Source organism: Desulfuromonas sp. DDH964 (assembly GCF_001611275.1).
In the GTDB taxonomy this organism is placed as follows: Bacteria; Desulfobacterota; Desulfuromonadia; order Desulfuromonadales; family DDH964; genus DDH964.
This window is the reverse complement of sequence record NZ_CP015080.1, coordinates 155,217-168,357: the sequence shown is the minus strand read 5'-3', so window position 1 is coordinate 168,357 and position 13,141 is coordinate 155,217. Positions and strand designations below refer to the sequence as shown.

8 protein-coding genes and 1 pseudogene are annotated in these 13,141 nt (G+C 63.3%); 3 read left to right on the top strand and 6 right to left on the bottom strand.

The genetic code is table 11. The features are described from left to right. Nucleotides 1-4: 4 nt before the first annotated feature. From DBW_RS00785 to DBW_RS00760, 6 genes are all read right to left on the bottom strand, one after another. Nucleotides 5-1,828, bottom strand: coding sequence for a VTT domain-containing protein (locus DBW_RS00785; protein WP_066722865.1), 1,824 nt, complete (start codon nucleotides 1,826-1,828; stop codon nucleotides 5-7). A 17-nt stretch (nucleotides 1,829-1,845) separates the two neighbouring features. After that, nucleotides 1,846-2,688, bottom strand: coding sequence for a hypothetical protein (locus DBW_RS00780; RefSeq protein ID WP_066722862.1), 843 nt, complete (start codon nucleotides 2,686-2,688; stop codon nucleotides 1,846-1,848). An 82-nt stretch (nucleotides 2,689-2,770) separates the two neighbouring features. Continuing rightward, nucleotides 2,771-4,672 (bottom strand): sulfurtransferase, encoded by a 1,902-nt coding sequence (locus DBW_RS00775; RefSeq protein ID WP_066722858.1) that lies wholly within the window; start codon nucleotides 4,670-4,672, stop codon nucleotides 2,771-2,773. 192 nt (nucleotides 4,673-4,864) lie between these two features. Beyond that, the gene (locus DBW_RS00770) at nucleotides 4,865-6,208 is read right to left on the bottom strand and encodes a phenylacetate--CoA ligase family protein (RefSeq protein WP_066722856.1); all 1,344 of its coding nucleotides are present in this window, start codon (nucleotides 6,206-6,208) and stop codon (nucleotides 4,865-4,867) included. A gap of 13 nt (nucleotides 6,209-6,221) precedes the next feature. Beyond that, on the bottom strand, nucleotides 6,222-7,652 hold the full coding sequence (locus tag DBW_RS00765; RefSeq protein WP_197463688.1) for a 4-hydroxyphenylacetate 3-hydroxylase N-terminal domain-containing protein: 1,431 nt from the start codon (nucleotides 7,650-7,652) through the stop codon (nucleotides 6,222-6,224). A 267-nt stretch (nucleotides 7,653-7,919) separates the two neighbouring features. After that, nucleotides 7,920-9,056 (bottom strand): cysteine desulfurase family protein, encoded by a 1,137-nt coding sequence (locus DBW_RS00760; protein WP_066722851.1) that lies wholly within the window; start codon nucleotides 9,054-9,056, stop codon nucleotides 7,920-7,922. A gap of 149 nt (nucleotides 9,057-9,205) precedes the next feature. On the opposite strand from DBW_RS00760, the pseudogene DBW_RS19185 reads away from it, so the two are divergent. From DBW_RS19185 to DBW_RS00750, 3 genes and pseudogenes are all read left to right on the top strand, one after another. Then, nucleotides 9,206-9,316 (top strand): annotated as a pseudogene (locus DBW_RS19185) (cysteine synthase A); the annotation flags it as partial. Nucleotides 9,317-9,367: 51 nt separating this feature from the next. Beyond that, entirely contained in the window at nucleotides 9,368-10,951 is a 1,584-nt protein-coding gene (locus DBW_RS00755; protein ID WP_066722848.1) for a nitrite/sulfite reductase, read from the top strand. Between the two features lie 15 nt (nucleotides 10,952-10,966). Beyond that, nucleotides 10,967-13,123, top strand: coding sequence for an FAD-dependent oxidoreductase (locus DBW_RS00750; RefSeq protein ID WP_066722846.1), 2,157 nt, complete (start codon nucleotides 10,967-10,969; stop codon nucleotides 13,121-13,123). Nucleotides 13,124-13,141: the final 18 nt, after the last annotated feature.

The window sequence follows — 13,141 nt, the reverse complement described above, 5'->3', positions numbered from 1 at the left end:
CCCCTCAATGCTCCTTGGCATCGATCGCCTGCCCCCCCAGTTTCCCCTTGAGAACGGGGAGCAGCGACACCAGCCCTACCAGCCCGATCCCCAGCAGAACCCGGGGCGAAATGCTGCCGCGCAGCAAATCGAACAGCGAACTGGAAAAGACGATGAAGGCGATACAGGCCGGCAGCATGCAGACAAAGGTCGCGACCACATACGGCACAAACCCGACCCTGGTCAGGCCGAAGGCGTAGTTCAGCAGGTTGAACGGGAAGGCCGGAATCAGCCGGGTAAAGGCTACCACCTTCCAGCCATGCTGGCCGACCTCGGCATCAAGCTTGCTCCAGGTCGGTCCGGTCAGTTTGGCGGCCACCCAGTCGCGGGCCAGATAGCGGGCGACCAGAAAGGCCAGCGCCGAGCCGGTGGTGGCGCCGATAATGGTATAGACCACTCCCCAGACCGGGCCGAAAAGCAGGCCACCAACGAGAGTAATCGGCAAACCAGGCAAAAAGAGGACCGGCGCCAGGGCATAAATCAGCATGTAGATCAATGGGGCGAGCACGCCATAGTCGGCAATCAGGGCCTGGAGTTTCTCCTGCTGCAGATACTGGTCTGCTCCGGAGAACTGAATCGTGGCGATGACGGCTGCCAGCAACGTTAGCAGGATCAAAGGTTTCAACGCCGATTTTCTGGATGACGAATTTTCAGGAAGAATGTTTCTCTCACGGCTCACGGCAAATCCCTCTTTACGGTTGTAGGCGCTTTTCAGGCGCAGTCGATTCAGATAAGTCCAGGGCGCTTTGGCGCCTCTTTTACGATCGGCCAAAGTCGCCTGCGGAGCAAACAGGATGTCGACCAGATGGCTGGTGGGGGTCTGGGTGCCGAGTGCCTGTACACAACCGGCACAGTAGCTGATGGTGCGACGGCCCGCGGCTTCGCGCCGGCGCAGGTCTTGCCATTCTGCCGCCAGTTCGGGCTGGAGCAGGTCGACCCCCCCTCCCTTGCCGCAGCAGACCGTGTTCGGGCCCGAATTGGGCATCTCTTCCACCGTCAACCCCTGACGCTGCAGCAGGGTGCGCACCGCCGCATGGGTCGGGGTCGAATTGCGGATGACGCAGGGGTCGTGCACCGTCACCGTGCCGCTGGCCTTTTGTGGTTGCAGCCCGGAATCGGCCAGCGCTTCCCACACCGTACGTACCTGCAGCCCGGCACCGAAACGTTCGAACATGACCTGACAGTTGGGGCAGGCGACCAGCACTTCCTTGACCCCCTGCGTCACCAGCCAGTCGCGCATCTCGCTGAACATGCTGTCGACATAGGCTTCGCGGCCGAGACTGTGCGAGGGCTTCAGACAGCAATCGAAGACGATGCCGACCTGCGGGTCGCCTTGCTGCAGCTGGCTGAAGACCTGGTTGACCCCGCCGGGACGGGTGCCGGAGAGGGAACAACCAGGAAAAAAAATCGTCGTGCAATCGTGCGGAAGCCGGTAGAGAGTGAAGCGTTTTGAGGTGCCGAGCTTTTCGTAATTTTTCAACGGCGCGTGGGCGGCGAATGCGCCGTGATGGCGATCGACCGCCTCCCGGCGCATTTCGAGGAAAAAATCGTCAAGCGGCAGCTGCTGGGGGCAGACCGCGTTACACAGGCCGCACAGGGTGCAATCGAACGCGCTGGTCAGACTGGCCGGGGTGGCGCCATCGAGGGCGGCGGCGATTTGCAGCGGGTTGCCGCTGCGCTGCAGATAGGGGCACTGGGCGACGCAGATGCCGCACTCATCGCAACCGACAAGAATCTCGGACTGGTGCGTCCGCAATTGCACCCGCAGTTCGGAACTCGTTTGTGCCATGAAACAATCGCTCACTTTCAGGGGGTGGCGAAACTGAGCGCCAGGGTGTAGGTCGCACCGGCTGCGGTGTTCTGGCCGTAAATTGCCGGCGTCCAGGCCGCCTCGATCGCCCAGGCCGGGGTCAGCTTGTAGCCAATGGTCAGATCCAGCTTGGCCAGGTCGAAGTTATTGGTGGTGGTCGGATTACCGGTGGCGTCGGTGCGGGCGCCGTTGTCGACACTGAAAATGCCATCCAGTTTCCCGCGGGTGTAGACCTTTTCCGCCAGGTCGAAACCGATTTCGACCAGATAGCGGATCTCGTCGGACGGCGCTCCATCGCGCCAGCGATAGCCGAGCTCCAGGTTGGTGTAACCGGGGAGCAGCGGGTAGAGGGAACGACCGTAGAGTATTTTCCCTTCGATATCGTACTGGCCGTTGCCCAGCGGCAGATAGTCGTCCTCGTCGTAGGCCTCGGGGATTTTCACCAGTGCCTGCACCGAAAAGATCCCCAGATCATTGTCGAGCAACCGCTGTCGCAAGCCGAGGTCGATATCGCCGACCCCCCAGGTCGTGTCGCGGCGCAGATCGCTGTCGTTTTTAATCCGTTTGTAAGCCAGCGAGCCGAAAATCGTCAAGGGGTCGGTCAGGCCGTATTCGAAGTAGTTGCTCAGGTTGTAATCGCTGAACTCGCCGTTGTTGGCGAAATCGACCCGGTCGCCGTCACCGTCGAAGTTGCGGTCGGCGAAATAGTAGTTGAGCGCCACCCGGTTGTAGAGATGCCCCGCTTTCTGGGTCCAGGCTCCGGCGAAGCTGAGGCTGGAAGTAGCGAGGAACAGAACCGCAGTGGAGATGAATATCTGTAGCAAAGGAAAAAGCTTCATCAGTCAGGCTCCAATTGGGAAAAAGTGGGCCGGCCCGGAGAGAGGGCCGACCCGAAATTAGACATCAGCGAGTGCCAAGGGCTTACTCGACCGGGAAATTGGTCGGGTCGGTAATGTTGTACTTGCCCCATTCGCGCCAGGAGCCGTCGTAGTTCTGCACCTCCGGGTAGCCGAGACTTTTGAGCACCAGGGCGGAGAAACCCGAACGGTAGCCCGACTGGCAATAGGTGATGACCCGTTTGTCCGGGGTGATGCCAGCGGCGAGGAACTGATAGAAGAGCGAGTCGGCATCTTTGAGCACCTTGGCGCCGGTGGCGGCGTCGTAGGTCAGCAGGTCGGACCATTCGAGCCAGATGGCGCCCGGCACATGCCCCGGATTGAGGCCGTCGGTGCGCGGCACGCTTTGCAGGTATTCGGTGGCCTGGCGGGTGTCGTTGATGACCGCCGCAGGGTCACTGATCGCCGCCAGAACATCGGCGGCCAGGGCCAGGCTGCCATCGTTGCCGACAATGGTGAAGCTGCTTGTGGCGACCGGGGTATTGACGGTCGTTTCGGTCGATTTGCTTTCACCGGTCCACTTCTTGTAGCCGCCGTCGAGGGCACGGGCGTCATGGCCGTAGTAGACGAAGGACCAGGCAACCCGCGCGGCGGACGAGCTGCTGTCCGCATCGTAAACGATCACGCGGTCGCCATCGACAATGCCGAGGCTGTTAGCGAGGGCAATGAACTCGGCTTGAGAGGGGAGCAGGCGCTGGACGCCATCGGCACGATCAACGGTCAACGCGTTTGCCGAAACGTTGATGGCGCCGGGGATGTGACCGGCCGCGTAGAGTGCCGCGGAGCGGATGTCGATGATCTTGGTAGTGGCCGGATTGGCCGCAAGTTCCGTTGCAAGCTCGTCGGTGCTGGCGAAATAGTCACTGATCGCGGCGGTGGGGTCGCGCAACGCTTCCAGCGTGGCGGTGGTGTTCTCCACCGGGAAGGCGGTGCCGTCGGTCTGTTTACCCCAGTCGTTCCAGGAACCGTCGTAGTTCTTCACGGTGTAGCCGAGACCGAGCAGCACCTGGGTGATGAAGGAGGAACGGATCCCCCCCTCGCAATGGGCAATGATCGTTGTGTCGGCGGTGACGCCACGGGCGGCGAAGTAGTTGCGCAGTTCGGTCTCGCTCTTCAGCACTTTGACCGGACGCGAACCATCGGCCAGCCAAACGCCAGCGGCGTTATCCTTGAGCACGTCGGCCCAGTCGATGAAGATCGCGCCGGGGATGTGGCCGAGGCGGTAGGCATCCCAGGTGGCGTTGGTCACCCCGGCGTATTCCCCCGGCACCCGGGCGTCGAGCACCACAAACGAGGAATTTCCCACCGCGGCACTCAGTTCTTCCTTGCTGGCCAGAATGCTGCGCTGGCCGCTGATGACGTAGCTGGTGGTGTTCGGGGTCGGCAGGGTCGGGGTGGTCACCAGCGGACGGCCATCGATCAGCTGCCACTTCTGGATGCCGCCATCGACCGAGAAAGCGCGGGCGTGCCCGTAATATTGCAGCGTCCAGGCCAGGCGCGGCGCCCAGCCGAAGCTGATGTCGTTGTCGTAGACCACCACGGTGGTGTCTGGGGTGATCCCCAGGCTGTTGACCAGGTCGACGAATTCCTGCTCGTTGACGATAAGGTATTTGACGTCCGAGGTGGCGCCGGCGACGGTGCGGGTGCGGATGTAGTCGCCATGCTGGACATTGATTGCTCCCTCGATATGCCCGGCGGCATATTCGGCCGCTGAACGGGTGTCGATGAGAACGACCTTTTCATTGACCGAGCCCTGTTGGACAGCGGCGACAAAATCGGTGGTGACGAAACTGTCACTCAAGGTGGTGATGGCAGCCGGCTGCGCATTGGCTGCCGTTTTGACATCACTGGAACTGCCGCAACCGACCAGCAGGCTGAGGGTGATGATTAAAAGGCCGACCAGAATGGGGATTTGAAACCTTTTCATGTTGCGTTCTCCTTGCTGTGAGTTATTTGATGGGGTCCCCTGCCTCCGGTAGTTCCGGTCAGCCTCATGGACAATGACACGATTTTTTATATAACTATTAGTCTATCGTTTTTATAGATTTTATCATACTGTAATCGACAAAGTTGGTCAACAATATTTTTCTTAAAACCTGCTATTGAGATCGGGATTCTTTCAGCGCTGGTCGATGACCCGTTTCGCTTTGTGCACCGCCCGCGGCAGGGCGCCGTCGGCGAGAATATGGACGCCGCTCGGGGCGATGCCGTGGCGGTTGCGCAGCAGACTCTTCAGGCGTTCGATCAGCGCAGCGTCGTTGTGGGCCGTACCGTCGCGCCGTTCGACGTCAAGGGTGAAACGGGTCAGGTGCTGCTCGCGACTCAGGGTGATGCGGTATTCGCCGGTCAACTCCGGAATGTCACGCACCGCGACCTCGACATCGGCGGGGAAGAGGTTGACGCCGTTGACGATGAACATGTCGTCGGTGCGGCCGTGCACCCAGATGCGGGCATGGGTCCGGCCGCAGGGGCAGGGCGAAGCGTCGCGGGTGACAATGTCGCCGGTGCGGAAGCGAATCATCGGCCGCGCGCGTTTCTGCAGGGTGGTCAGCACCAGCTCCCCCTTCTCGCCGTCGGCCACCGCCTCGCCGGTCTTGGGATCGAGAACTTCAAGCAGATGGTGATCCTCGGTAAAGTGCAGACCGTTGCGCTCGCTGCACATGCCGGCGTTGGCGCCGAAGATGTCGGAAATGCCGTAGAAATCGTAAAGCTCGGCCCCCCACAGGTTCTCGATGGCGGCGCGGGTCGCCGGCAGGGAGCCGCCCGGCTCGCCGGCGACGATGATGCGGCTGATCGCCAGATCCCTGGCCGGATCGATCCCCTGCGCCCTGGCGGTCTCTCCCAAATACCAGGCGTAGGAGGGGGTGGTCCAGGTGACCGTCGGCTGAAACTCCTGCATCAGAAACAGCAGCCGCTCGGCCGGGACGGTGCCGGCCCAGAAGCAGAGGGCGCCGAGTTTCTGGGCGCCGATGACATCGGGGCCGCCGACGAAGAGGGAGAAGTTGAGGGCGTGCAGGTAGCGGTCGATGGCGCGCACTCCGGCGGCGTAGAAGAGGCGCGCCTGCACCTCCTGCCAGGCGTCGAAATCGCCGGCGGTGAAGGGGGAGAGGGTCGGCACGCCGGTCGATCCGCTGGAGGCCGAGGCATAGACCACTTCGGCTTCCGGCACCGCCAGCAGATCGCCGAGCAGCGGGACCGCCTGCTGGCGTTCGCGCTGCACCTGCTTGCTGATGAACGGAAAGTGCCGCAGATCGTCGAGGCTGCCGAGGCTGGCGGCGCCAACCTTGCTGGCGCGAAAGGCCTGGCGGTACCAGGGGGAGTGCTCGGAGGCAAAGGCGATGTGCTCGCGCAGCAGCTTCAGCTGCAAGGCTTCCAGCTGCGGGCGCGGCAGGGTTTCGAGCTCAGCGTCGCGGTAGCTGGTGTGCAGGTCTTCGCTTGGTTTTTCGAGCAGATTGCTGGCCATTGCTGTCTCCTGTCTAATTCTGATCGAGCCCGGCGATGCGCCGGGCGTTGGTCGCAAACTTTTTCCACGGCTCCAGCGCGCGCACCACCAGCCGCGCGCCATCCGGTGAGCCGCCGCCGTTGAGGCAGCCGGGGATGCCGCCGCCGACGGTCAGCCATTCGACCAGCCGCGCCAGGCGGGCGCGGGTCTCGCCGTCGGAGACCGCCGCCAGGGCCGTGAGCAGCTTGTCGCCGTAGAGCGGGCTGGTCAGATCCTGCCACGAGGGGAAGCAGCCGGTCTCGGTGATGCCGCCGCCGATCTCCTGGGCGAGGCGCTTGGTCTCGTAGGGGAGCATGGCCACCTGCACCTTGTTGATGTGCGCCAGCAGCGGGTCGGGAATCCACACCCCCGACGGGTGCGCCTGCCCCTGCAGGATGGCGCCGAGGCCGAGCCCGAAAGTGGTCTCGTTGTTGATCGCCATGCGCGTCAGCTTTTCCTGGAAGACCTTCTGCGACAAGCCGCCGGCTTCAGCCAGGGCCAGCACCGCGCCGATCATCACGTCCCCCTGGCCGGCGACGCAGGCACCGATCGGGGCGCGGTAGAGGGCGGTGAAATGATTGATGAAGACCCCGGCGTAGCGGGTCTGCCCCTGGATAAAAACCCGCTCGTTGGGGACGAAGACGTCGTCGAAGAGCAGAAACGCCTGGCCGACGCCGCCGGCCCTGGGGGCATCCCAGCCTTCTTCCTCGTCGCGGGTGTCGCTCGGCCGCCGGGTCTCCACCGCCGTCAGCCCGGCGACATCGCGCGGCACGGCAAAGGCCACGGCAAAGGCCTCCTCCCCCTCTTTCAGACCGCCGCCCGGGACGCAGACGATCTCGTGCGCCGCGGCGACACCGCAGATCTGGGCCTTGACTCCGCGCACCACGATGCCGTCGTCGCGGACTTCCTTAATGTGCAGATACTGGTCGGCCTCGCTCTGCGCGGCGGGACCGAGGGAGCGATCCCCCTTGGCATCGGTCAGCGCCCCGGCGGTGGCCAGGGCGTTCTCTTCGAGGTAGCGGAAATAGTTCTCCAGCCGCCGGTGGTAGTCGGTCCCTTCCGCCTGGTCGAGCTCCCAGGTCGTCGCCCACAGCGCATTGAGCGCGGTCCAGCCGGCGCAGGTCGCGCCGTGGCACGCCCCGGTGCGCTGGAACTGGGCGCGTTTAATGCGCGCGTTGGCGACCACGTCATCGGCGCTGCGCATCAGGGTGTTCCAGCGGTGGGCGCGCTTGCCGGTCAGGTGCGACTCACCGGTAAAGATGGCCGCATGTTCGGGGTCGAAGCCGGCGTCGTAACAATCGGCAATCGCCTTGACATGCAGCCGGGTGGCGGCATGGCGGGTGACGTCCTTGATTGGCTTGCCCCACTTGTAAAGATTGGGAGCGAGTTGCTTGAGGCTTTTGCGGTACTGGTTACCGGTTTTCATCGCGACTCCTTGCGCAGGGGGGGCCGACCCCAAGAAAAAAGCCGGGACAACTCCCCTTGGCATGCGCATGGCACGCCGCTGGGAATCGCCCCGGCCTCCGGTTTTTCCGGTCAGCACCAAAAGGGTAGTTGTTGGGGTGGTTGTTGCAGACTCTTTGGGCCGGCAGCGCGGTTGGCACACTGTCGACTGTGCCGATTATTAACCCGCCTACGGAAAGACTGTCAAGAAAAAAATTCAAAATCTATCGATTTGATAGTCTTTGCCTTGTCATCCGCGGCGCAATTCCCGGACCCGCCCGGCGATCAGTTCTGCCGCCCGCTCGATCTCTGCGCGGTCGCTGCCATGCCCGAGGCTGAAGCGCACCGCGCCGAAACCCTGCCCGCGCGGGATGCCCAGCGCCTTGAGCACGCCGGAGAGTTCGCCACTGCCGTCGTGGCAGGCCGAGCCGGTCGAGGCGGCGACCTCCGGCAGATGGGCCAGCAGCTCGGCGCCGTTGACGTCGGCAAAGCTGATGTTCAAGGTGTTGGGCAGCCGCTCGTTGGGGTGGCCGTTGAGAATCACACCGCCGGCGCGCTCCTGCAGCAGGCGATGGAAATCGTCGCGCAAATCGCGCAACCGCACCCCTTCGGCCGGCAGCCGCTCCTGCGCCAGCTGCGCCGCCTTGCCGAGCCCGGCGATCAACGCCACGTTCTCGGTGCCGGCGCGGCGGCCCGCTTCATGACCGGCGCCGTGCAGGTAAGGGTCGAGCGTGACCCCCTGGCGCACATAGAGCGCCCCTACGCCCTTGGGCGCGTAGAACTTGTGCCCGGCGACCGTCAGCAGGTCGACCCCCAGTTCATCGACCCGGGTCGGAATTTTCCCCACCGACTGGGCCGCGTCGCTGTGCAGGGCAATCCCCTGCTCCCTGGCGATGGCGCCGATCTCGGCCAGCGGCTGCAGCGTGCCGATTTCGTTGTTGGCGTGCATTACCGAGACCAGAATGGTGCGCGGGGTCAGGGCCCGCCCCACGGCCTGCGGATCGACCCGGCCGTGACCGTCGACCGGCAGCAGGGTGACGTCAAAGCCTTGCCGCTGCAGCCATTTCAACGGTTCGAGCACCGCCGGATGCTCGATCTGCGTGGCGATAATGTGGTTGCCGCGCGCCCGGTTGGCAAAGGCAAACCCGATCAGCGCCTGATTATTCGCCTCGGTGCCGCCGCTGGTGAAGACCACCTCCGCCGGCGTGCAGCCAAGCAGGGCGGCCAGCCGTTGCCGGGCCAACTCCACCACCTCCTTGGCCTGTCGGCCGTAAAGATGGCCGCTCGACGGATTGCCGAAGCGGGTGTTCAGCGCGGCAACAACCTCCGCCACCACCAGCGGGTCGACCGGCGTGGTGGCGTTGTAGTCGAAATAGATGGGATCCATCGGGTTCTCCGTAATCGGTGTCTTATTCTACAAGGGCTAGTGTGAATTTTTTGTCAAACATAAAGACGCTAACATGTCAACAATTGCAGTTACGTTTCTTGACAAATTTACTCAGTTTAGCGTATAAGTCAACCTGTAATTTGCTGAGCCTGAAGGAAGAGGATGGCGGCATCTTTTGTGGCGCGGCGGTCGCCGTCGCGGTCCGCCTCGATTCCGGCGAGCGCTACCTGACCAGCCTCCTGTTTGAAGGCCTGGTCTGAACGCAACGGTCCCCGCGCGGTGAAGCCTTGCTGGAAAAATGAGGTCAGAGCATGAAAGCACAACCTGAATTGACGCAAGTCGAAAAGGATAAGCTGGAGATCGATCCCGATTTCGATTTTCGTGAGATCGCCCGCCGCCCGTTTGCCGACATCACCCCCAATGAGCTGGCGATGTTCAAGTGGAGCGGCGTCTATCACCAGCTGCAACCGAGCTTCTTCATGATCCGCGTGGTGACCCCCGGCGGGCGCATGACCACCCGTCAGTTCAACCGCGCGGTCGATCTGGCCGCGGAATACGCCCAGCACGAGCTCTGCATCACCACGCGCCAGACCCTGCAGTTTCACTGGGTTCGCCAGCAGGATATCTACAAGGTCATCGAAGGGATGGCCGAGGTCGGGATCACGACGAAAAACGGCTGCGGCGATGTGCCGCGCAATATTATCGGCTCGTCACTGGCCGGAGTCGGAACCAACCAGATCGGCGATTCGCTGCGCCTGATCCGCTTGATGGCAGCGGATGAAGAGATCCAGAACCAGCGCAACCTGCCGCGCAAGCACAAGATCAGTGTCGCGCCCGCCAACGATGCGCTGGCGCAGACCCTGATAAACTGCCAGGGCTGGGTGCCGGTGCGACGTGGCGACAGGGTCGGCTGGAAATTTCACGCCGGCGGCGGACTCGGCGCCCGCCCCTTTCTGGCCAAGGTCATCTTCGACTGGGTTCCCGAAGAGCTGGTGCTGCCGGTCACCCGCGCCACCATCGAGGCCTTTCGTCGCCACGGCAACCGTCGCCAGCGCGCCCACGCGCGTCTCAAGGTGGTGGTGGACCGCATGGGGGGGGCAAAGTTCGGCGAGCTGCTCCTTGAGATCCTGCGCGAACGGGGGATCGCCGGGCTGGAACAGATCGAAGTCGCCAGCAATCCGGTTCCGACCATCGGCCGCATGTCCCTCAACGGGGAGGAAGTCATCCCCCAGCGCGACCCCGGCCTGAGCATCGTGCGCGTCATGATTCCGCGCTCGGAACTGACCACGGAGCGGTCCCGCACCATTTCGCGGCTGGCCGATGAGCTGGGTGGCGGGGTGCTGATGTTCACCAACCGTCAGAACATCGAACTGCACGAGGTTCCCAACCAGAACATCGCCGCGCTGCTTGACGCCCTGCACGGCGCCGGGCTGCGCACTGCCGGCCATGAGCATCTGCCCGATATCGTCGCCTGCGTCGGCAGCACCCTGTGCAAACTGGCGGTCTCGGACGCACCGGACGCCTGCCGCCGCCTCTACGCCGCGCTGGCGGACGATGAAAACGACTGGCGCAAGATTGGTCCGCTGCGTATCAACATCACCGGCTGTCCGAACAACTGCGCCCAGGCCTGGGTAGCCGATATCGGCCTGCGCGGCACCCGGACCCGCAACCCGGAAACCGGCAGCACCGAGGCTTACAGCATTTTTGTCGGCGGCAAACTGAGTGAGGCCGGCAAGATCGCCGAATATCTCGGCGACGTGGCGAGCTCGCAGATCGTTTCCGCGGTGCGCAGAATTCTCGACCTCTACCTTGAACAGCGCCGGAGCGAGAGCGAGCGTTTCGTCGATTTCTGCGCACGGCTCGGCATCGAAACCCTGCGCACCCTGATCGCCTGAAACGAGCGGACTTTTATGCAAAAACTTCTGGTACAAGCCCAGGCGCTCATCGACGCCGAGCAAATTGAAGAAGCGGTCGCCCTCTTGTGCGATGCAGGAGTCCCGACCGAAACCGCGGTGTGCGAGCTGATCGCGACCGCCTATCAGCGGCGCAGCGCCACGCGCGGCGATACCTTCGCGGCGAAGGTGTTTGCGCAGCGCGCTCTGGCGCAGGGGAGTCGCCTGCCGCTGATGGCGAAGATTGTCGCTGCCCGGCGTCAGGATCAACCATTGCAGGCGGGGGTCCAGCCGCAAACCTACCACTTGGGCGGCTGGAACGAACAGCGCCAGGAGATGGCCGCGCCCCTCGCCTCCTGCGCGCTCTCCAGGCTGCTCGGCCGTGCCGATCAGCCGAAAGACTTGGCCTGGCTTGAGCAGAATATTCCCTGTCAGAAAGCCTGTCCGGCCGCCACCGATATTCCCGACTATCTGGCGGCCATTTTTGCCGGCCGTCACGCCGATGCCTACCGGATCAACCTGCGCGACAATGTCTTCCCGGCCGTCCTCGGCCGCGTCTGCGCGCGCCCCTGCGAAGCCGAATGCCGCCACGGCTGGGACGGTCTGGGTGATTCCGTCGCCATCTGTTTTTCAAAACGGGCGGCGGCCGATTACCAAGATCAGGGGTTGGTCGTGCTCGACCCGTGGTTTGCGGCGTCCGGCAAGCGTGTTGCCATCGTCGGTGCCGGTGTCGCCGGTCTTGCCGCGGCCCGGCAATTGGCCCTGCTCGGCCATCAGGTTCGGGTTTACGAAAAACACCACCAGCCGGGCGGCATGCTGAATCAGGGGATTCCGGTTTTTCGCCTGCCGCGTGAAATTATCGATCAGGAGATCGCGCAGATCGTCGCGCTCGGCGTTGAGATCATCTGCAATACCTGCATCGGTGAAAGTCTTTCCCTGACCGAGCTGGCGGCAGAGTACGATGCCGTGGTGCTGGCCGCCGGCACCCTGCGCCCCAATCACCTTGATCTGCCGGGCAAGGAACTGGCGGGGGTGCGACACGGCCTCGACTTTCTGCTCGAAGTCAATACCACCGGCCGCGCCGAAGTTGGCGAGAAGGTGGTGGTCATCGGCGGCGGTTTTACCGCCATGGACTGTGCGCGCACCGCCCGCAGGCTGGGCGGAGCGACACTACAGCTCGAAACGGAAGAGGCAGGTCCCGTTGCCGCGGGCTCGATTTTGCGGATGCCGCAGGACCAGGTCAAAGTCATGTACCGCCGCTCGGTCGAGGAGATGCTTGTCACCCCGGGTGAACTCGAAGAGCTGGCACACGAGCAGATCCCCCTGCACTGCATGGTCGCGCCGAGGGCGTTCGTTGGCGAAAAGGGCAGGATCACGGCGATGCGCTTTGTGCGCACTGAACTCGGCCAGCCCGATGCCAGCGGGCGCCGCCGCCCGGTCGAAATTTCGGGCAGCGAAGTTGAAATCCCGGTTGACACGGTGCTGCTCGCCACCGGCCAGGTTCCCGACACCCGCTGGATCGATGCGAACCTTCGCCGGCAGCTGGTGCAGGAGGATGGCTGGCTTAAGAGCGGCGCGGCCCACAGCACGGCACAGGAGAATATTTTTGTCGCCGGCGACTTTGCCACCGGTGCGTGGTCACTGATTCAGGCGATTGGCCATGCCAAGGAGTGCGTCAGGGTGGTCGACCGGTTTCTGACGGGAACAGACCGGCTCAAGGATGTGGCGCAGATTGAGGATGTTACCGACAGCGGCCGGATTCGCGAGATGGACGCGGTACCGCTGCAGAGGATGCCGACCACTCCGCTGGCACGGCGCGATCTGATGACCGAGGTTGATCTGGGGTTCAGCGCCGAGACCTCCGGTGATGAAGCGCAGCGCTGCTATCAGTGCCACTTCAAATACGAAATCGACAGCGACAAGTGCATCTACTGCGACTGGTGCGTCAAAGCCAAACCACGTCCCGAGTGTATCCTCAAGATCAAGAGCCTGCATCACGACGCCAATGGCCGATTGACCGGCTGGAAGATCGCCCGCAAGGTCGATGAGGTCAGCCAGGTCTGGATCAACCAGGCCGACTGCATCCGCTGCGGCGCCTGTGTCGCCGCCTGCCCGGTCGATGCCATCAGCATCCAGAAGGTCTCCCTCCATGCCGTTTGTCCGGTGACAGGTTAAAACCGCGTCCGGGCAAAC

Bases quoted from the DNA above. Each gene is read 5' to 3' on its own strand.
- DBW_RS00780 (WP_066722862.1), bottom strand. From the start codon at position 2,688: ATGAAGCTTTTTCCTTTGCTACAGATATTCATCTCCACTGCGGTTCTG.
- DBW_RS00785 (WP_066722865.1), bottom strand. From the start codon at position 1,828: ATGGCACAAACGAGTTCCGAACTGCGGGTGCAATTGCGGACGCACCAG.
- DBW_RS00750 (WP_066722846.1), top strand. From the start codon at position 10,967: ATGCAAAAACTTCTGGTACAAGCCCAGGCGCTCATCGACGCCGAGCAA.
- DBW_RS00755 (WP_066722848.1), top strand. From the start codon at position 9,368: ATGAAAGCACAACCTGAATTGACGCAAGTCGAAAAGGATAAGCTGGAG.
- DBW_RS00770 (WP_066722856.1), bottom strand. From the start codon at position 6,208: ATGGCCAGCAATCTGCTCGAAAAACCAAGCGAAGACCTGCACACCAGC.
- DBW_RS00760 (WP_066722851.1), bottom strand. From the start codon at position 9,056: ATGGATCCCATCTATTTCGACTACAACGCCACCACGCCGGTCGACCCG.
- DBW_RS00765 (WP_197463688.1), bottom strand. From the start codon at position 7,652: ATGAAAACCGGTAACCAGTACCGCAAAAGCCTCAAGCAACTCGCTCCC.
- DBW_RS00775 (WP_066722858.1), bottom strand. From the start codon at position 4,672: ATGAAAAGGTTTCAAATCCCCATTCTGGTCGGCCTTTTAATCATCACC.